Here is a 19,673-nt window from a genome sequence, read left to right on the forward strand (position 1 = left end):
GACCCGCTGGCACCAGCGGACGTCCGCGCCCGCCGGCCTCGTCGTGGGCAAGCCCGTCCTCGCGGCCGCGGACGTCCGCTGGTGCCAGCGGGTCACCCTCGACTTCCTCAACACCGGCGACCGCCCCGTGACCACCGGCACGGTCACCTTCGGCAGCCACGTCATCGGCGCCCTCGGCGTCGACTGGGCCACCTACCCCTCCACCCACCACCTCCCCCTCCCCCTCGCCCCCGGCAAGCCCGCCACGGGCACCTGGCGGGTGTGCGTGGACGCGTGGCGCGTCCCCCTGGGCATGCACCTGGAGACGCGGGACGTGCGGTTCGACTGGGGCGGGGGAAAGTGATCGGCGGGCGCTGCGCCGGTGCCACCCACACGCGCGGCTCCCGGAAGAGGACGCACGCCCACGACCGGTCCCCGGGGAGGCTGCACCACCACACCGGCCGCCGCCCGCCCTGTGGCTCGTCGGCGATGACGGTGCGGTCCGGGACGAGCAGGCCGAGCACGAAGCGGCTGACGTCCGCGCAGTGCAGCGCGTTCCGGAGAGCAGGGGCGCGCGGCTGTGGCGGTTGGCGGGCCGTGCGGACGCGGGTGGACCGGATGAGGGGGGCGAGTTGGCGGAGTCCGGTGATGCGGAATGCCTGGATGACGGGGAAGGCGCGGAGGCGGTGGTGGCCGCGGGTGCGTCAGCGGGCCGCCAGGCGGATCTCGTGGCGGGTGGAACGGCCCTCGGGGACGATGCGAAGGCGGAGCCGGCCGAGGGCGGGGCGGTCGGCGGCCACGTACCGCTCGTGCGCCCGGACGACCTCGTCCCACAGCTTCCTGGGGCCGTACTGGGACACCGCGAAGGTCGACATCTGGCGACCGTCGTAGTCCACGGCGGCCCAGCTCGTCGCCGCGTCATCGGCCAGCCACAGGCGGGTGCGGACCCCGGCGCCGTCCGCCTCCGTGTCCCAGGAATGCCAGGCGCCGGGGACGCAAAGGCCCACGTACACCTGCGCGTTGAGGTCGGCGCCGGCCACTGTCCAGGGGGAGAGGCGGGTGGTGGAGCGTTCGGGGGTCTGGCCGGGGCGGAGTACGTCGCGGTGGAGTTCGACGTCCACCTGCTGGGACCGCATCAGCATGAAGGACCCGTAGGGGGCGAGGGGGCCCTCGGCCGTGCCGTCCGCCTGTTGGGTGGCGACGAGGGTGCCGTAGTTGCACCAGGCGGTGTCCCACGGGATGACGAGGCGGCCGCCCGTCGCGGTCTGGTCCAGCCAGGGGCGCGGTACGGTCCGGACGGCGCAGGTGGCGATGATCGCGTCGTACGGGGCCGCCGACGGCCAGCCCTCCGCCCCGTCCGCGCACCGCACGGCCGGCCGGTGGCCGCTCGCCCGCAGGGCGCGCTCGGCCCGGTGGATCAGCTCCGGGTCGATGTCCCCAGCTGGCCGGCGACCTGGTCGAGCAGGTCGCCGGGGGCCGTGTCGGATGCGGCGCGGAAATGCAACGGGCCTCCGCTCCGCTACGTCGGCTGCGGGGGCGGAGTCGGCTCCGGGGGCGGAATGGGCCGGCCGGGCTGCTGACCGTCGTCTCCGATCGGTGAGCGGTGCTTTCCCACCATGCGCCTCCTTGCGGGACGTGCGGGACGTGCGGGACGTGCGGGACGTGCGGGACGTGCGGGAGGTACGGGCTGCGTGTCCGGTGCGCGCGGTGCCGGGCGAGTGCAGTGTAGGGACGCCGGACGCCCGCGGGGCAGGGCGCATCGCAGGGCGTTACGCGCCGCTGCGCGCCCTTGGGCTTCCCCACCCGAATGGCGAGGGGGCCCGGCCTGCGGGACGGTCGTTGGAGGTGTCGGCCCGCGATCCCCGGGCCGTCGGCCGTCCCCGGTCGGTCGTCACCGTCCGCCGGCCGCCCGGTCGGCCGCGGGCCGGATGGCCGGGCGGCCGGTTCCAGTGTGAGGAGTGCGTCATGCCGAAGATCGTTCCCACCCTCTGGTTCGACACCCAGGGGCTGGAGGCCGCGGAGTTCTACTGCTCGGTGTTCCCGCATTCGCGGATCACCGCCGTGACGCACTACCCGGAGACCGGGCCGCGGCCGGCCGGGACCGTGCTGACGGTCGAATTCGAGCTGGACGGGCAGGCGTTCACGGCGCTCAACGGCGGGCCGGAGTTCACCTTCTCCGAGGCGGTCTCGCTGACCGTCACCTGTGCCGGGCAGGAGGAGATCGACCGGTACTGGGCCGCCCTGTCCGAGGGCGGCCAGGAGGGGCCGTGCGGCTGGCTCAAGGACCGGTACGGGCTGTCCTGGCAGATCGCGCCGGAGGGGATGGCCGCGATCCTCAACGATCCGGACCGGGGGCGGGCGGCGCGCGCGATGGCGGCCGTGATGGGCATGCAGAAGATCGACATCGCGGCGATCAGGGCCGCCGCCGACGGGGAGGGGTGAGGGGGTCCGGGCGGCGCGGGGGTCGGGGACCGGCCCCCGCCCGTCCGGACGGGCCGTCAGCCCAGGGCCAGCCAGGCCGCGCCGGCCACCACCAGGAGAGCCACGATCACGCCGACGATCAGGCCCACCCGCGGGCCCCCCGACGCCTGCGGGGCGGGGGCGCGGCGGCCGCCGGCCTGCGGGGTGCCGCCCTCCTGGACGAATGCCTGGAACATCTGCGTGCTGCCCGCCGGGTCGTAGTTGCCGTCGGCCTGGTGCTGCGGGTTGGTCGCCATGGGGAAGGACCCTAGCGAACCCCGGCCGAGGGGGCACCCCTGGGGCGCGTATCCTGCGCGCGCGTGCGGGGGCGGGCGGGCGGCCGGCGGCCGGGGCGGGTCACGCAGCGCCGAGGCGCCGGTCACGGTGCGGAGGCGGGGTGCCTACGGGGCGCGGCGTGACGCGTACATGGCGTGAGGGGAGGCGGCGGCCCCTCTCGGCGGGCGGAGGGCAAAGGGGGCGAGGGGGCGCCAATGCCCCGCGGGGCCGCCGCCGGCCACCGGTGTCGCGGCGCGCGACCGCGGTGACCAGGGGCTTTACAGTCGGCAGCGGAGTTGTTGACCGGGGCATGGGGCATCCTTTGCGCGATTCATAGCCCCTCCCGGCCCGAGATCGTTTGCCTTCAGCAACCAACTATGGCTATGGTTGCCTTAAGCAACAAACAGGCGCGAAGGTTGCGCAGGTGAAGAGGCGTGGAGGAGCCAGTGGCCGCTCGGAGTCAGTACGAAGAGCTGGCCCGGCAACTCAGCGCCATCGGGGCCGTCAAGCGCGAAATGGGGCGGATCCTGCCCCAGGACTGCCCGCCGGCGTCGGCCGGGGTGCTCACGCTCCTCGACCGGCACGGCGAGATGCGGATGAGCCAGCTGGCCGAGCTGCTCGCGATCGACATGTCGGTGACCAGCCGGCACGTCGCCCACGTCGCCGAGCGCGGCTGGATCGAGCGCGAGCCCGATCCGGCGGACAAGCGGTCACGGCTGCTGCGGCTGACCCCGAGCGGGCGGGAGCTCCTGGCGGAGCTCTCCGAGCGCTACACCCAGACGCTCGCCCGGTATCTGGACGACTGGACCGACACCGACGTCGGGCACCTCATCGAGCTGCTCGCCAGGCTCCGCACGAGCTTCGGCGACTGCCGCACCCGGGCCCACCACGACTCCCCCGCCACCACCCGTACCCCCGCAGCAGGATGAAAAGGAAGTAAAGGAACCACATGGCTACGACCTCACCAGCCGGTGTGCGGGGCGGGCATGCCAAGCATGGGGGCGGCCACGGCGCTTCCCATGACGGCCCCATGACGCACCGTCAGATCATGGAGGCCCTGTCCGGGCTGCTGCTCGGCATGTTCGTCGCCATCCTGTCGTCGACGATCGTCTCCAACGCACTGCCGCACATCATCCACGACCTGCACGGCGGTCAGAGCGCGTACACCTGGGTGGTCACCGCCGCGCTGCTGGCGATGACCGCGACCACCCCGCTGTGGGGCAAGCTCTCCGACCTCTTCAGCAAGAAGCTGCTGGTGCAGCTCGCCCTGGTCATCTACGTCGGCGGTTCGGTCGTCGCCGGTCTGTCGCAGAACACCGGCATGCTGATCGCCTGCCGCGTGGTGCAGGGCATCGGCGTCGGCGGTCTGTCGGCGCTGGCCCAGATCGTCATGGCCGCGATGATCTCCCCGCGCGAGCGCGGGCGGTACAGCGGCTACCTGGGCGCGACGTTCGCGGTCGCGACCGTCGGCGGGCCGCTGCTCGGCGGTGTCATCACCGACACCAGCTGGCTCGGCTGGCGCTGGTGCTTCTACGTCGGTGTGCCGTTCGCCGTCATCGCGCTGATCGTGCTCCAGAAGACCCTGAAGCTGCCGGTCGTCAAGCGCGAGGGCGTCAAGGTCGACTGGGCCGGCTCGTTCTTCATCGCCGCCGCGGTCACCCTGCTGCTGGTGTGGGTGACGCTGGCCGGCAAGAACTACGACTGGATCTCCTGGCAGACCTTCGCCATGGTCGGCGGCGCGGTCGTGCTCGCACTGCTCTTCGTGGTCGTCGAGACCAAGGTCGAGCAGCCGCTGATCCCCCTGCGGCTGTTCCGGAACAAGACGATCACGCTGGCCGCGGTGGCCTCGCTGTTCGTCGGCGTCTCGATGTACAGCGGCACGGTCTTCTTCTCGCAGTACTTCCAGCTGGCGCACGGCAAGTCCCCGACGATGTCCGGCGTCATGACCATCCCGATGGTGATGGGCCTGTTCCTCTCATCGATGATCTCGGGCCAGATCATCACCCGCACCGGGCGCTGGAAGGTCTTCCTCGTCTGCGGCGGTGTGCTGCTCACCGCGGGCCTGGGCCTGCTGGGCACGCTGCGCGCGGACACCCCGTACTGGCACTCGGCGGTCTACATGGCGCTGATGGGCCTCGGCGTCGGCATGATGATGCAGAACCTCGTCCTGGCGACCCAGAACCAGGTCGCGCCGCAGGACATCGGATCCGCCAGCTCGCTGGTCACCTTCTTCCGTACCCTCGGTGGTGCGGTGGGCGTCTCGGCGCTCGGCGCGGCGCTCGCCAACCGCGTCACGCACTACGTGACCGACGGTCTGACCGCGCTCGGCCCCAAGGCCGCGGCGGCGGCGAGCCACGGCAGCAGCGGCAGCGACGGCATCCCGGACCTGTCCTCGCTGCCCGCCCCGATCCGGTCGATCATGGAGGACGCCTACGGACACGGTGTCGGCGACGTCTTCCTCTACGCGGCCCCGTTCGCCCTTATCGCCCTGCTTCTCACCCTGTTCATCAAGGAGGTCGCCTTGCGCAGCAAGTCCGGTACGGAGCGCGCCCTCGCCGAAGACGGCGACGGCGACGCGTCCCAGGTCCCCGCGGCCGCTGCGGTGCCCGCCCCGGCCGCCCCGGCCCCGGCGTCCGCCGCTGTCGCCGAGGAGCGCGAGCCCGCCCTGGTCGGTGCCGCCCCCTCCATATCCGACGACGACGGTCTGCACACGCCCTCCTGGGCCAAGCCGGCCCCGGCGGCCCAGCCGCTCGCGGCCCACGCCTCGGCCGGCGGCGGGGACGCCGTCCCGAACGGCCCCGCGATCCACGGCTCGGTCCGCAACGCCGACGGCCACCCGGTGCCCCGCTCGGCCGTCACGCTGATCTCGCTCAGCGGCCGCCAGCTCGGCCGGTCGGTCGCCCAGGCCAACGGCTCGTACGTGCTCAACGCCCCCGGCGCCGGTTCGTACGTACTGATCGCGGCGGCCGACGGCCACCAGCCGCAGGCGTCCACGGTCGTCGTCGGCGACCAGCCGCACGCCTACGACATCCTGCTCAGCGGCACCAGCGGCCTGTCCGGCCTGGTCCGCGCGGTCACCGGGGAGCCGGTGGCGGGCGCGATGGTCGTCGTCACCGACGTCCGCGGCGAGGTGCTGGCCACCGGGCAGACCGCCGCCGAGGGCACCTTCTCCTTCGGCGACCTGGCGCCCGGCACGTACACCGTGGCGGTCAACGCGGCCGCCTTCCGGCCCACCGCGCAGCCGGTCGAGGTCGGCGGCCAGGGCACCACCCGGGTCGAGATCGAACTGCGCTCCGGCGCCCGCGTGCAGGGCGTCGTCCGGGCCGGTGCCGACCGCGCACCGCTGGCCGACGCCCGGGTCACCCTGGTCGACGCGGCGGGCAACGTGGTCGCCACCTCCACCACCGGCGCGGACGGCGCGTACGCCTTCACCGACCTGGACGCCGGGGACTACACCGTCATCGCGAGCGGCTACCCGCCGGTCGCCAGCGGTCTGGCCCTGGACGCCGGCGGCGTGGACGGCTACGACGTCCAGCTCGCCCACCCCGGGGACTGACCCCGGCCCGGGCCCGCGACCGCGCGGGCCCGGCGCAAGACCCCGGACCGGGGCGCGCGTTGAGCGGAGACGCGCCCCGGCCCGGACCCCAGGGCCCCGGTGGCGGCACTGCGCACAGGCAGGGGACGGCCTGCAGCGCCGCCGCCGGGACCCGACCCCGGGGACGCGGGGACGGTGACACCGAGGACCGCGGGGGAACGGTACGCCCCAGGGGGACCGCCCCGGCCGGCGACGCCGCCGGCCCCGGCGCACCACCGGACCATCACGCTCACACGGACACACGCACGGACAGGCACGGCACGCCACCGCCCCAGGCGGGCGCGGCGGGCACCGGCACTGAACGGGAGAGGCACGTACATGACTTCGACGGGCGCGGGAGCTGCGGGAGTACGGGCGCAGGTCCGCACACGGGACGGCTGGGCGGTACAGCACGCCGTGCTGACCGTCACCGACATGACGGGCGCGCAGGTGCTGCGCGCGACCGCCGACGAGGACGGCGCGGTGCGCAGCGCGGAGCCGCTGGCCGCCGGCCCCTACACGGTCATCGTGACCGCCGTCGGCTACGCACCGGTCGCCTCCAGCGCGATCGTCACCGCCAGCGGCCGGATGGACATCGGGACCGTCGTGCTGGCCCGCCAGGGCGGGGTGGAGCTGCCGCCGCCCGGCCCCTGGACCATCGACCCCATGCACTCCTCGGTGGCCGCGGTCGCCCAGCACCTGGGGATCTCCAGCGTGCACGGCCGGTTCACCGAGTTCAGCGGCCGGATCGACATCGCCGAGGACGTCGAGAAGTCCCGCGTCGAGGCGGTCATCAAGGCCGCGTCGATCGACACCGGCAACGGCATGCGCGACGGCCACCTGCGCAACGAGGACTTCCTCAACGTCGAGGTCTACCCGCAGATCACCTACCGCAGCACCGGCCTCGCCCCGGCCGGCCCGGACCGCTGGACGGTCCACGGGGACCTGTCGCTGCACGGTGTGGTCCGCCCCGTCGACCTCGACCTGAGCTACCTCGGCACCGGCCCGGACCCGTGGGGCGGGGTCCGCGCCGCCTTCCGCGCCACCGCGGAACTGCGCCGCGAGGACTTCAAGATGAACTACAACCAGGTGGTCGCCGCGGGGATCGCCGCCATCGGCACCACCCTGAAGGTCGAGCTGGACATCCAGGCCGTCCAGGGCGAGTCGCTGCCGATGGGCTGACCCGGCGGCCCGCACCGCGTGCGCGTGAACGGGGAGGGGCGGGCCCGGCGGAGATCCTCCGCCGGGCCCGCCCCTTTCGCCCGTCCGCATCGCCCGGCCACGGGAACGGCGTCAACGACCCTGCGCCGTAAGGGCGTTACCGCACGTGCGGCTGTTCCGGCCGGGCCGCGGTACGGGCGGGGGCCGCGGGACCGGGGGCGGCGGGACCGGGGGTGGGGGCGGCCGGGTCCGGGGCGGTGGCGGCCGTCTCCCAGACCGTCCGGAACGCCAGCCGCAGGCACGCCGCCAGCGCCGGGTGTTCGATGACCAGGGCGGTGGTCGAACCGGCGCCGGCCACCGGGTCGGGCATGTCGCACAGGACCAGCGAGGCGTCGGCGATGACGAGCTTGAGCGGCAGGTCCGCGGTGAAGCGGGCCTCCTCACCGGCCGCGGCGAAGCTGCGCACGTTGGCGAGCATGCCGGCGTCCTCCAGGGCGCCGGTGGTGTAGATGGCGCGCACGGTGCCCCCGGCCCGGTGCAGCCGGCGGGCCGCCGCGATGCCCTCGGCGTTCTCCGCCGGGGCGACGAACGGCGGTTTGCAGAAGCTCAGCAGCTCGCGGCGGGCCTGCCGCTGGATGTCCGCGAACCGCTCGGAGATCGCCCCCGGATCGCGCAGGATCTCCACGTAGTCCAGCGGATCCGAGTGCCCGCGCCCGTCGGCCCACAGCGGCTGGAGGGCGGCGGCCAGGGTGTCCGAGGCGCGCTCCAGCCGTTCCAGGGACTCGCGTTGCAGCGCGACGAGCCGGGCGACGGCCAGTTCGGGGGCGACCGCGGAGTACGTGGCGACCCGGCCCGGGTGGGCGTTGGCGAGCCGGCGCCGGACCAGGGCGTCCAGTACGTCGTAGACCCGCTGGCGCGGGACGTCGGCCTCGCGGGCGACCTCGGCGGCGGTGTAGGACTCGCGTCTGATCAGGGCGAGGTAGACCCGCGCCTCGTAGCGGGCCAGCCCCAGCGCGACGAGGTTGCCGACCGCGTCCTCTTCCAACTCCATGACAGGACAAGGTAGTCGGTACGGGCGGCGGTCCGGGCGGGTGTACGGAAGACGGACCCACGGGGACCAGAAGAAGGCTTTGCGTTAAGCCGGTGTCCCTTTGACGGTGTGTTCACTACCTTCCCTGACAAGCCACCACTGACCGGGGTGGCACCTCACCGAGTGCACGTGCGCCACGCACCACCGGAGCCGGACGCGTCCCGCACCGGCGTGAATGTCATGTTCCTGACACCCCACGTTCTGCCGTGCGGCTCGCACCCCCCAGTCCGCTCCACCGCACCCGAGCACCCCCCACCCGGCGCTCCGCACCGCGGGGCGCCGGCCCCCCACTCCCCCCCACGGAGGTCGTTCCCTTGTCTTCCCTGCGCAAGAGCCCTGTGGACAGCGGCAGAACGGATCGCCGCAACGGGTCGGCACGCCGCGGCGTCGCCGCCCTGCTCTCCGCCACCGGCCTGGTCGTCGGCGGACTGCTCGCCGCCGGTCCGGCCGGCGCCGCCACGGCCGCGCCGCACGCGGCCCCCACCGCGTCGCACGCCGCCGTTCCCACCCACCGCCTGTGCGCCCAGCCGGCCCTGCCCGGCCACATGGCCTGCAACGCGGTGGCCCGCACGGACGTCAAGCAGCACCTGTCCCTCGGCCGCAACCTCACCCCCTCCGGCTACGGCCCGGCCGACCTACAGAGCGCGTACAAGCTCTCCGCCGGCGGCGGCTCGGGCCAGACCGTGGCCATCGTCGACGCCTACGACGACCCCAACGCCGAGAAGGACCTGGCCACCTACCGCAAGCAGTACGGCCTGCCGGACTGCACCACGGCCAACGGCTGCTTCAAGAAGGTCGACCAGAACGGCGGCACCAAGTACCCCAGGGCGGACGCCGGCTGGGCCGGTGAGATCTCCCTCGACGTCGACATGGTCAGCGCTTCCTGCCCGCAGTGCCACATCCTGCTGGTGGAGGCGAACAGCGCCAGCATGTCCGACCTGGGCGCGGCGGTGAACCGCGCGGTGGCGCTGGGCGCCAAGTTCGTCTCCAACAGCTACGGCGGCTCGGAGGACTCCACCGACGCCACCTCCGACGCCGCGTACTTCAAGCACCCGGGCGTGGCGATCACCGTCAGCTCCGGCGACAGCGGCTACGGCACCGAGTACCCGGCGTCCTCCCAGTACGTCACCGCGGTCGGCGGCACCTCGCTGAAGAAGAGCAGCTCCGCCCGCGGCTGGACCGAGTCGGTGTGGGGCACCAGCGCGGGCGGCGAGGGGGCCGGCTCCGGCTGCTCCCAGTACGACGCCAAGCCGGCCTGGCAGCAGGACACCGGCTGCGCCAAGCGCAGCGTCGCCGATGTCGCCGCGGTCGCCGACCCGGCCACCGGCCTCGCGGTCTACGACAGCTACCAGGCCAGCGGCTGGAACGTCTACGGCGGCACCAGCGCCTCGGCGCCGTTCATCGCCGGGGTCTACGCCCTCGCGGGGACCCCGGGCGCCACCGACATCCCGGCCTCGTACCCCTACGCCCACACCGCCGCGCTGAACGACGTCACCAGCGGCGCCAACGGCTCCTGCTCGCCGTCGTACCTGTGCACCGCGGACAGCGGCTACGACGGCCCGACCGGCCTCGGCACGCCGAACGGCACCGCGGCCTTCACCAAGTGACCCCTTACCGCAGGGCCTGACCGGCCCCCGAGCCGTCGCAGTCCGGCGCCCGCCTTCGACGAACCGGACTGCGACTTCCAGAAAAAGACGTGGGCCCGGGCCGCTCCCGACCGGTCCGGGCCCACGCATGCCCGCACCGGGCCGCGCGGACTACCCCTTCCCGGCCTCCTGGAGCTGCTGGGCGTCCTGCCGGGCCCGCATCGCCTCGATGCCGGCGATCTGGAGGTCGAGGGCGAAGGCGAAGTCGCGGTCGAGCATGGCCCGCGCGTCGGCGTCGCGCAGGGCGTAGCCGGCGCGGCTGGAGAGCTCCATGGTCTCGGCGAACTCCGGACGGTCCGAGATCGCGTCGATGACCTGGGCGAAGTACGCGTCGAGGGTGACGCCGGCGGCGCGGCAGCGGGCCTCGTGCAGGCTGCGGATGGTGGCGAAGCCGTAGACGAACTGGAAGACCGAGGCCAGGGCGCCGGAGGTGTGGTCCGGGTCCAGGCCGCTGCGGGCCATCACCCGCAGGGTGGCGGTGGAGAACGCCGTGGAGTGCGGGCCGATGTTGATGAACTCGCCGAGCAGCCGGGCCGCCCAGGGGTGCCGCAGCAGCATGTCGCGGTAGGAGGTGGCCAGCACCCGGAGCTGGTCGCGCCAGTCGGCGGCGGCGTCGGTCCCGTCGGGGAGGTCCATCTCGCCGGCCACCGCGTCGATGGCGCGTTCCAGGAGGTCGTCCTTGGTGTCGACGTACCAGTAGAGGGACATCGCGGTGACGCCGAGGTCGGCGGCGAGGCGGCGCATGGAGAACTTCGCCAGCCCCTCGGCGTCCAGCAGCCGCACGGTGGCCGCGACGATCTTGTCGAGGCCCAGTCCGGCCGGCTGCTCCGCCTTCCTCCGGAGCGGGGGGCGTTCGGTCAGCCAGACGCTGTGCGGCCGCTGCCCGGCGCGCCCGTTCGTCGCTGCTGCCATGGCGCCACTCCTCGGGTCGTACTGATGCCGCGGGACGTCCGCCCGGTCCCGTGCGTGCGGCGGTCCGTGCCGGACGGGACGGGGGGGCGAGCGGTGTCCCGTCCGGCTTCGATGCTATTCCGCCGCGGCGGGGGCGGTACCGGGGCCCGCGGCCGGGCCCTCCTGACCCCCGGGGGCTCCGGCGGCCCCGGCCCGTTCGGCACGGCTCAGCAGGACCGCGGCGACCAGGCCGCCGAGGAAGACGGCGGCCGCGCCCACCAGCTGGCTGGTGCCGATCCCCGCCGCGAACGCGTCGTGCACGGCCGTCCGCTCCTGCGCGGTGTGCGTACGGGACAGGGCCGCGGGAAGCGAACCGGCGCCCGCGGCGACCAGCGGGAGCAGCGCGGCGAAACGGGAGTTGAGCACCGCGCCGAGCACCGCGACGCCCAGGCCCTGGCCGAACTCCATCAGGGTGCCGTTGACGCCGGCGCCCACCCCGGCCTTGGCCGGCGGTATCGCGGACATGATCGCGTTGGCCATCGTCGGCATCGCGACCGCGACCCCGACGCCCATCACGACCAGCCCGAACAGCATCCCGCCGTAGCTGTCCGCGCCGAGCAGCGAGATCGCCGCCAGACCGGCGGCGAGCAGGCTCATCCCGGAGACGATCATGCCGGGGGTGCCGAAGCGCGGCATCAGGCGGGCGCCCAGCCCGGTGAAGTTGATCAGTACGACGGTGAGCGCCAGCGGCGCCATCCGCAGACCGGCGTCCAACGGGCCGTAGCCGAGCACCAGTTGGAGGTGCTGGGTGAGCAGGAACATCGAGCCGCCCATGCCGAACGCGACCAGGATGCCGCCGGCGACCGCACCGACGAACCGGCGGTTGCGGAAGAAGTGCATGTCCAGCATGGGGTGCGGGACGTGCAGCTCCCAGACGGCGAACAGCGCCAGGCCGACCACGCCGACGGCGGCCGAGACCAGCACCCGCTCGGACAGCCAGCCGCTCACCGGTCCGGAGATGATCGCGAAGACCACCCCGACCATCCCGACCATGGACAGCAGCGCGCCGAGCACGTCCGGGCGCTCCCCGCCGCGGCTCCTGGACTCCGGGACGAGGGCGAGCACGGCCACCAGCGCGATCGCCGCGACCGGGAGGTTGACCAGGAAGAGCGAACCCCACCAGAAGTGGTCGAGCAGGGTGCCGCCGATCAGCGGGCCGGCGGCGAAACCGAGGGAGTTCACCGAACTCCAGATGCCGATGGCCTTGGGGCGCTCCGCGTCGTCGAAGATCTGCATCACCACGGCGAGCGTGGTGGTCACCAGCAGCGCGCCGCCGATGCCCATCCCGGCGCGGGCGCCGATCAGCTGGCCGGGCGACTGGGCGAGGGTGGCGGCGAGCGACGCGATGCCGAACAGCGCCAGGCCGACGGCGAGCATCTTCTTGCGGCCGTAGCGGTCGGCGGAATTCCCGGCGATCAGCAGCAGTCCGGACTGGACCAGCGAATAGGCGTTGAGCATCCACTGGACGTCGGCGGTGGTCGCGCCCAGCTCCTCGGTGAGGGACGGGACGGCCACGTTCAGCACGGTGTTGTCGAGGACGACCGTGAGCTGGGCGATGCAGATGACGGCCAGGATCAGCCAGCGGGCGGCGGGCCGGTCCGGTGGCTGGAGGGTGGGGGCGGTGGCGTCGCGGGCCACGGCGGACATACGGGCTCCCTGTACGGTGCGAGCGGATGACTTACACCGTACAGGGGCTCTTATACGCCGTACATTTCTTTTCGCCGGGGGCGGTGGGCCGCCCTATCGCGCCGTCACGCCGCCTTCCGCGTCAGGTCGTAGAAGGTGGCGCCACCGGCCGTGACCTTGGTGAAGGTCTTCTCGATCCAGGCGCTGATCAGGGCCGAGGTGCCCTGCTCCGCCATGCCGCCGGGGGCCTTCCCGCCGGGGCGGGCGCCGAAGCCGCGGAAGCCGTCGCGGCCGCCCGCGATGAAGTAGTGGATCTTCCCTTCGGCCACATACCGCTGGAACTGGGCGAGGGTCGGCGAGGGGTCGCTCCCGTTGAAGCCGCCGATCGCCATCACCGGCTTCCGGGTGGCCAGTTGGTAGCTCGCGGCGTTCTGGGAGCCGATGGCCGCGGCGGCCCAGGTGTACCGGTCGGCGTCCCGCTCCACCAGGCGCTCGGCCTGCGCGCTCACCGCGGCGCCGTTCAGCAGACCGCCCGTACCGCCGGGCGTCCCGCCCGTGCCGTGGTTCCGGCCGCCGCGTCCGCCCGCACCGCCGCCGGTGAACCGCCCGCGGCCCGGGAAGCCCTGGCCCCCGGGGAAGCCGCCCGGGAACCCGCCGGCGCGCTGCCGCCCGGCACCGCCCGGCAGACCCTGCTCGGCGCCGCCCCGCCAGGCCGTCCGCCCGCCGCCGGGGAAGCCCCGGCCGCCCGCGACCGCCGGCCCGGCGGTGATGATCGAACCGCCCTTGGGCGTGTTGACGGTGTCCAGGGTGTACGCGAGCGGCCCGGCCAGCGCCGTGGCCACGCCGAGCCCGGCCGCGACCACGGCCAGCGGCCGCCGCGCCCGAGCGGGCCGCAGGGACTGCCCGGCCGGCCCGGCCTGCCCGGTCTGCCCTTCTCGTGCCGGGGAGGGGGGCGCTTCCGGGGTGGCGTCCGCTTGCGGGGTGGCGTCGGCCGGGGCCCGGTCCCCTGCCGTCAGCAGCAGCCCGAGCGCCGCCAGCGATCCGAGCACCAGCACCGTCCAGCGCAGCCACGGCAGCCACTCCGGCGACCGGTCCAGCAGCACGTACGACCAGACCGCCGTCACCGCGGCGACGACCGCCAGCACGATCCGCGCCGGCCACCCGCCGCGCCGCCACACCACCACCGAGCCCATACCGGCCACCGCCGCGATGTACGGCGCCAGCGCGATGTTGTAGTACTGGTGGAAGATCCCGGACATGAAGCTGAAGATGGTGAACGTCATCAGCAGCGCACCGCCCCACACCAGGAACTCCGCGCGTTCGGCGGCCTGTTGGGCGGCGACCGCGCGCCGTGCCCGGCGCAGCATCCACACCGCGGCGACCAGCAGGATCAGCGCGGCGGGCAGCAGCCACGAGATCTGGCCGCCCATGTCGGAGGAGAACAGCCGGGTGATGCCGGTCTCGCCCCAGCCCCCGCCGCCCCGGCCGCCGGCCCCGTGGTGGCCGCCGACGCTGCCGCGCTCGTTCCCGTCGATCCGCCCCAGGCCGTTGTAGCCGAAGGTCAGCTCCAGGAAGCTGTTGGTCTGCGACCCGCCCACGTACGGGCGCGCCGACGCCGGCAGCAGCTCGACGATCGCCACCCACCAGCCGCCGGAGACCAGGAGCACCAGTCCGGCCAGCAGCAGCTGCCCCAGCCGCTTGCGCAGCGCGACCGGCGCGCAGCAGGCGTAGACGAGGGCCGGCGCCGGCAGGATCAGCCACGCCTGGAGCGTCTTGGTGAGGAAGCCGAGCCCGAAGCAGAGCCCGGCCAGCAGGAGCCACGTGGTGCGGCCCGCCTCCAGGGCGCGCAGCACGCAGGCGACCGCGCAGACCATCAGCAGGCAGAGCATCGCGTCGGGGTTGTTGAAGCGGAACATCAGCGCGGCGACCGGCGTGAGCGCCAGCGCCGCGGCCGACAGCAGCCCCGCCACCGCACCGAACCGGCGCCGCACGGCGGCGTACAGCACGGCCACGGCGGCGACGCCCATCAGCGCCTCGGGCACCAGGATCGCCCAGGAGTTCAGCCCGAAGAGGCGTACCGAGAGCTCCATCGGCCAGAGCGAGGCCGGCGGCTTGTCCACGGTGATGGCGCCGGCGGCGTCCGAGGACCCGAAGAAGAACGCCTTCCAGCTCACGCTGCCCGCCTGGACGGCGGCCGAGTAGAACTGGTTGGCGAACTTGGACGCCGACAGGTCCCATACGTAGAGCACCGCGGTGACCGCCAGCAGGGCCCACAGCGCGGGCCGGGCCCAGCGGGGGTCGGGTCTCCTGCCCGTGGCGGCCCCGGGGGCCGGGTCCGGGACGTGGTCCGGGGCGGGACCGGGGGCGTGATCCGGGGCGTGATCCGGCGGCAACGTTCTCTCCTGGTGCGTCGAGGGGTGGTCGGGGTGGTTGAGGTGGTCGGGGTGGTTGCGGTGATCGAGGTGGTTGAGGTGATCGGGGTGCTTGAAGGACGGTGGTTGCGGGGGGCGAGGTGAACGGTGCCGGGTGGGCCGAAGGGCCGTCACCGCGTCCGGCTGTCGACGCCGCCGTGGCCGAAGGCACCGTGCGGGCCGGGGACGTCACCGCGCAGGCCACCGGACGGCCCGCCCGCGCGCTCGCCCGCGCGCTCGCCCTCGCTCCCGGCTACGCCGTACCCGCCGCCCTCCGCCGCCGCGCGCCGTTCGCGGTCCGGGAAGACCCAGGCGCGGAAGAGCAGGAAGCGCAGCACCGTCGCGGCCAGGTTGGCGGCGATCAGCACCGTCAGCTCGCTGGCGTGCGAGGGCGTGCGGGTGGCGGCGTCGAGGGCCGCCAGCGACCCGCTGGTCAGGACCAGCCCGATGGCGAAGACCACCAGCCCCTGCGCCTGGTGGCGGACCGCCCGGTCCCGCCCCCGCACACCGAACGTCAGCCGCCGGTTGGCGGCCGTATTGGCCAGCGCCGAGACCAACAGGGCGGCGGCGTTGGCCACTTGGGGGCCGACCCCGAGCCGGAAGAGGGAGTAGAGCCCGAGGTAGAGCAGGGTGCTCAGCGCCCCGACCACCGCGAACCCGACGACCTGCCGCGCCAGCCCGCCCGGTACGCCGGACAGCTGCCGGTCCCGCGGGTCGTCGCCGAACGGCCGGGCGAGCCGGTCCAGCGGCAGCGCCCCGGTGGCCAGCGCCCGCCCCACCCGCCACACGCCCTTGAGGTCATCGGTCGCGGTCCGCACGATGTGGACGGTGCTGTCGGGGTCGTCCACCCAGTCGACCGGCACCTCGTGGATCCGCAGCCCGGCCCGCTCGGCGAGCACCAGCATCTCGGTGTCGAAGAACCAGCCGGTGTCCTCCACCAGCGGCAGCAGCCGGCGCGCCACATCGCCGCGGATCGCCTTGAAACCGCACTGCGCGTCCGAGAACCGCGCCGCGAGCGAACCGCGCAGGATGAGGTTGTAGGTGCGCGAGATGAACTCCCGCTTCGGACCGCGGACCACCCGCGCGCTCCGGCTGAGCCGGGACCCGATCGCCAGGTCCGAGTGGCCGGATATCAGCGGTGCGACCAGCGGCAGCAGGGCGTTGAGGTCGGTGGACAGATCGACGTCCATGTAGGCCAGCACCGGTGCCTCGGACAGCGACCACACCGTGCGCAGCGCCCGGCCGCGGCCCTTCTGCTCCAGCCGTACGGCGGTGACGTGGTCCATCTCGTCGTCCAGCCGGGCGGCGATCCGGGGAGTGTCGTCGGTGCTGGCGTTGTCGGCGATGGTGATCCGGAACCCGTAGGGGAAGGTGCGGGTCAGGTGGTCGTGGAGCCGGCGCACACAGGGTTCGAGGTCCCGCTCCTCGTTGTAGACGGGGATCACGACGTCGAGAACGGTGGTGAGCTGGCCCGGGCGCAGATGCTCGCGGGGTGGCAGGGAACCCAGGGGCGTCGGGGTGGGCGGAGGCGTCGTCATGCCCACGACGGTCGCCAACCGGCCTGTCACAGCCGTATGGCGCGCCTGTGCACAGCCTGTGAGTCACGCCCCCGCCCGCCTGTGAGTCACACCCCCCGGCCCGCCGGGCCGTGTCCCGCGCCCTGCGCCACCGGGCCACCCGCCACCGGGCCACCCGCCACCGGCCCGCCCGCCACCGGCAGCGTCACCGTGAACACCGTCCGCCCCGGCTCGCTCACCACCCCGACCGACCCGCCGTGCGCGGCCACCACGGCCTGCACGATGGCCAGCCCCAACCCGGTGCTGCCGCCGCTCCGGCCGCTCCCGGAGGCCCGCGACCGGGACGCGTCCCCGCGCGCGAACCGTTCGAAGACATGCGGCAGCAACGCCGGCGGGATCCCCGGCCCGTCGTCCTCGACCTCCAGCCGCACCACACCGCCCGACCGACCGCCCGACCGGCCGCCGGGCCGAGCGTCGGGCCGGCCACCGGGCCCAGCGCCCGCCCCGCCCCACGGCCCGCCGCCCGGCGCACCACCGGTGCCGGCGCCCGGCCCCTCCCCCGCCCGGACCCGGGCCGTGACCGTCGTCCCCTCCGGCGTGTGCGTCCGCGCGTTGGCGAGCAGGTTGACCAGCACCTGGTGCAGCCGGTCGGCGTCGCCGCGCACCGGCACGGCGGCGTCCGCGTCCGGGAGTTCCAGACGCCAGCGGTGGCCGGGACCGGCCGCCCGGGCGTCGCTCACCGCGTCCACCACCAGCGGCGGGAGATCGACCGTCCCGTACGAGAGCGGCCGCCCGGAATCGAGCCGGGCCAGCAGCAGCAGGTCCTCCACCAACCCGGTCATCCGCTCCGCCTCCGACTCGATCCGCGCCAGCGCGTGCCGGGTCTCCGGCCCGGGCCGCTCCTGCCCGCGCCGGGTCAGCTCGGCGTAACCCCGGATGGAGGCCAGCGGCGTCCGCAGCTCATGACTGGCGTCGGCGACGAACCGCCGCACCCGCGTCTCGCTCTCCTGGCGCGCCGAGAGCGCCGAACCGACGTGCCCCAGCATGCGGTTGAGCGCCGCCCCGACCTGTCCGACCTCCGTCCGGGCATCGGCCTCGTCCACCGGCACCCGTACGTGCAGGGCCACCTCGCCGCGGTGCAGCGGGAGTTCGGAGACCCGGGTCGCGGTCGCGGCGACCCGCCGCAGCGGGCGCAGCGCGATCCCGACCATCGCCGAGCCCGCGATCCCCGCCGCGACCAGCCCGGCGAGCGTCACACAGCACTCGATCAGCACCAGCCGCCCGACGATGTCGTTGACCTCGTTCACCGGCATGCCGAGCACCAGCGCGCCGTCGCGGACGTACTGCACCCGGTACGAGCCGAGGCCGGGCAGGTCCGCCCCGTGCGGCGCACCATCCCGGGGCACCGCGTCCAGCGCCGCCAGCTGGGCGCCGCTCAGCGGCGTCAGCCGCTCGGACGGCAGCCGGCTCGGCGAACGGTTCAGCCGCGCGCCGGCGGCGAGCTTCCCGTCCGCCCCGACCCTGGCCCCCACCGACCCGAACGGCTGGCCGCCCATGGCGACGAAGTCCAGTCCCGCGTTGGACAGCGGATCGTGCGGCATCGGGTCGTGCGGCCGGGGGCCCTCCGCCCGCACCACGCCGCCGAACAGCCGCCCGTCCAACTGCCGCTGGAGGTACGAGTGCAGCGCGATCGCGGTCACCGTGCTGATCACCGCCCCCACGACGGCGATCAGCGCCACCGCCGACACCACGAGCCGCGTCCGCAGCGTCCAGCGCCGCCGCCCCGCACCCCGGCCCGAACGGACCCCACGACCGGCCCGGCCGCCGATCCGGTCCCCGGCCCGGTCACGGACCCGACCGCCGGCAGGGACACCGGCCCGGCTACCGGCAGGTTCCCCGTCGGGGACACCGGCCCACGGTCCGGGCCCCGCACCCGCCACCGGCCCGCTACCCCGCCGGCTTGATCAGATAGCCCGCGCCCCGCCGGGTGTGGATCATCGGCTCGCGCCCGGCGTCGATCTTGCGCCTCAGGTACGAGATATACAGTTCGACGACATTGGCCTGCCCCCCGAAGTCATAGCTCCACACCCGGTCCAGAATCTGCGTCTTGCTCAGCACCCGCCGCGGATTCCGCATCAGATACCGCAGCAGTTCGAACTCCGTGGCGGTCAGGTGGATGTCCTGGCCGTCCCGCCACACCTCGTGGCTGTCCTCGTCCAGCACCAGATCGCCCACCGTCAGCAGCGACTCACTGCGCACCGCCGCCGCACCCGCCCGGCGCAGCAGCCCGCGCAGCCGGGCCACCACCTCCTCCAGGCTGAACGGCTTGGTGACGTAGTCGTCCCCGCCGGCCGTCAGTCCGGCGATCCGGTCCTCGACCGCGTCCTTGGCCGTCAGGAACAGCACCGGTACGTCCGGCAGATCGTGCCGCAACCGGCTCAGGACGGTCAGCCCGTCCATGTCCGGCAGCATCACGTCGAGCACCACCGCGTCCGGCCGCCAGCTCCTGGCACACCGCAGCGCGCCCGCCCCGTCGCCCTCCGCGCGGATGTCCCAGCCCTCGTACCGCAGGGCCAGCGACAGCAGATCCGCGAGCGAGGACTCGTCGTCCACCACCAGCACCCGTACGGGGCTGCCGTCGGCCCGCAGCAGCTCCGGCTGCTTGCCGGGCCGCTGCCCGGCGGCCTTGCCGGTCCCCCCGCGCGCGGACGAGCCCGGGGCCGGCGCACGGTACGAAACGGACGAGGACGTCGACGAAGTCACGGTCATGGCAGGCAGCCTGACCCGCCGCCCTGAAAGCTCCCTTGCGCCTTCCTGTGAATCTCCTGAGAATCCCCCCTTCCCCGGGTCAAGCCCACCAAGGCCGTACCAAGAGGCGCGCCCGGCCGGACCTGACCGCGCCCGGCCGCGCCCGGCCTGGGCCGCCCCCCGCGCGGTCCAGGCCGATCACCGTGCCCCCAGCATCGCACCCCCCACTGACAA

14 protein-coding genes and 1 pseudogene are annotated in these 19,673 nt (G+C 74.2%); 6 read left to right on the forward strand and 9 right to left on the reverse strand.

The genetic code is table 11. The features are described 5' to 3' along the window. A pseudogene (locus MUU72_RS31095) lies at window positions 1–343 on the forward strand (hypothetical protein); the annotation flags it as partial. Between the two features lie 340 nt (window positions 344–683). Here MUU72_RS31095 and MUU72_RS35475 read toward each other — a convergent pair. After that, window positions 684–1,739, reverse strand: coding sequence for a methyltransferase domain-containing protein (locus tag MUU72_RS35475; RefSeq protein WP_282505052.1), 1,056 nt, complete (start codon window positions 1,737–1,739; stop codon window positions 684–686). 205 nt (window positions 1,740–1,944) lie between these two features. Here MUU72_RS35475 and MUU72_RS31105 point away from each other — a divergent pair, with 205 nt between their 5' ends. After that, the gene (locus tag MUU72_RS31105; protein ID WP_248016779.1) at window positions 1,945–2,421 is read left to right on the forward strand and encodes a VOC family protein; all 477 of its coding nucleotides are present in this window, start codon (window positions 1,945–1,947) and stop codon (window positions 2,419–2,421) included. Between the two features lie 56 nt (window positions 2,422–2,477). Here MUU72_RS31105 and MUU72_RS31110 read toward each other — a convergent pair whose 3' ends face one another. Further along, window positions 2,478–2,696 (reverse strand): hypothetical protein, encoded by a 219-nt coding sequence (locus MUU72_RS31110; RefSeq protein WP_248016780.1) that lies wholly within the window; start codon window positions 2,694–2,696, stop codon window positions 2,478–2,480. Window positions 2,697–3,161: 465 nt separating this feature from the next. On the opposite strand from MUU72_RS31110, the gene MUU72_RS31115 reads away from it, so the two are divergent. The 3 genes from MUU72_RS31115 (at window position 3,162) to MUU72_RS31125 (ending at window position 7,471) form a co-directional block, all read left to right on the forward strand. Next, window positions 3,162–3,644 carry a MarR family winged helix-turn-helix transcriptional regulator gene (locus MUU72_RS31115; RefSeq protein ID WP_248016781.1) on the forward strand — a complete coding sequence of 161 codons (483 nt, stop codon included), beginning with the start codon at window positions 3,162–3,164 and terminating at the stop codon, window positions 3,642–3,644. A 101-nt stretch (window positions 3,645–3,745) separates the two neighbouring features. After that, entirely contained in the window at window positions 3,746–6,271 is a 2,526-nt protein-coding gene (locus MUU72_RS31120; protein ID WP_505016672.1) for an MFS transporter, read from the forward strand. Between the two features lie 357 nt (window positions 6,272–6,628). Further along, complete coding sequence (locus tag MUU72_RS31125) at window positions 6,629–7,471, forward strand: YceI family protein (protein WP_248016783.1); 843 nt, start codon at window positions 6,629–6,631, stop codon at window positions 7,469–7,471. Between the two features lie 136 nt (window positions 7,472–7,607). On the opposite strand, the gene MUU72_RS31130 is transcribed toward MUU72_RS31125, so the two are convergent. Further along, window positions 7,608–8,501 (reverse strand): TrmB family transcriptional regulator, encoded by an 894-nt coding sequence (locus tag MUU72_RS31130; protein WP_248016784.1) that lies wholly within the window; start codon window positions 8,499–8,501, stop codon window positions 7,608–7,610. A gap of 353 nt (window positions 8,502–8,854) precedes the next feature. Here MUU72_RS31130 and MUU72_RS31135 point away from each other — a divergent pair, with 353 nt between their 5' ends. Continuing rightward, on the forward strand, window positions 8,855–10,147 hold the full coding sequence (locus tag MUU72_RS31135; RefSeq protein WP_248016785.1) for a S53 family peptidase: 1,293 nt from the start codon (window positions 8,855–8,857) through the stop codon (window positions 10,145–10,147). A 150-nt stretch (window positions 10,148–10,297) separates the two neighbouring features. Here the strand turns inward: MUU72_RS31135 and MUU72_RS31140 are convergent, their stop codons facing one another. The 6 genes from MUU72_RS31140 to MUU72_RS31165 all read right to left on the reverse strand — a co-directional run bounded on the left by MUU72_RS31140 (window position 10,298) and on the right by MUU72_RS31165 (window position 19,340). After that, complete coding sequence (locus MUU72_RS31140; RefSeq protein ID WP_248016786.1) at window positions 10,298–11,098, reverse strand: TetR/AcrR family transcriptional regulator; 801 nt, start codon at window positions 11,096–11,098, stop codon at window positions 10,298–10,300. Window positions 11,099–11,212: 114 nt separating this feature from the next. After that, the gene (locus tag MUU72_RS31145; RefSeq protein WP_248016787.1) at window positions 11,213–12,784 is read right to left on the reverse strand and encodes an MFS transporter; all 1,572 of its coding nucleotides are present in this window, start codon (window positions 12,782–12,784) and stop codon (window positions 11,213–11,215) included. 104 nt (window positions 12,785–12,888) lie between these two features. Continuing rightward, window positions 12,889–15,156, reverse strand: a complete 2,268-nt coding sequence (locus MUU72_RS31150) for an ArnT family glycosyltransferase (protein WP_372503276.1) — start codon at window positions 15,154–15,156, stop codon at window positions 12,889–12,891. A 149-nt stretch (window positions 15,157–15,305) separates the two neighbouring features. Then, window positions 15,306–16,712: a bifunctional glycosyltransferase family 2/GtrA family protein gene (locus MUU72_RS31155; RefSeq protein ID WP_248016788.1), complete on the reverse strand. Its 1,407-nt coding sequence runs from the start codon at window positions 16,710–16,712 to the stop codon at window positions 15,306–15,308. Between the two features lie 86 nt (window positions 16,713–16,798). After that, a complete protein-coding gene (locus tag MUU72_RS31160) occupies window positions 16,799–18,439 on the reverse strand; it encodes a sensor histidine kinase (RefSeq protein WP_443743072.1) in 1,641 nt (546 codons plus the stop codon). Window positions 18,440–18,638: 199 nt separating this feature from the next. Further along, entirely contained in the window at window positions 18,639–19,340 is a 702-nt protein-coding gene (locus tag MUU72_RS31165; protein WP_282505061.1) for a response regulator transcription factor, read from the reverse strand. Between the last annotated feature and the right edge of the window lie 333 nt (window positions 19,341–19,673).

Origin of the sequence: Streptomyces rhizoryzae (assembly GCF_023155275.1) — a bacterium.
GTDB lineage: Bacteria > Actinomycetota > Actinomycetes > Streptomycetales > Streptomycetaceae > Streptomyces > Streptomyces rhizoryzae.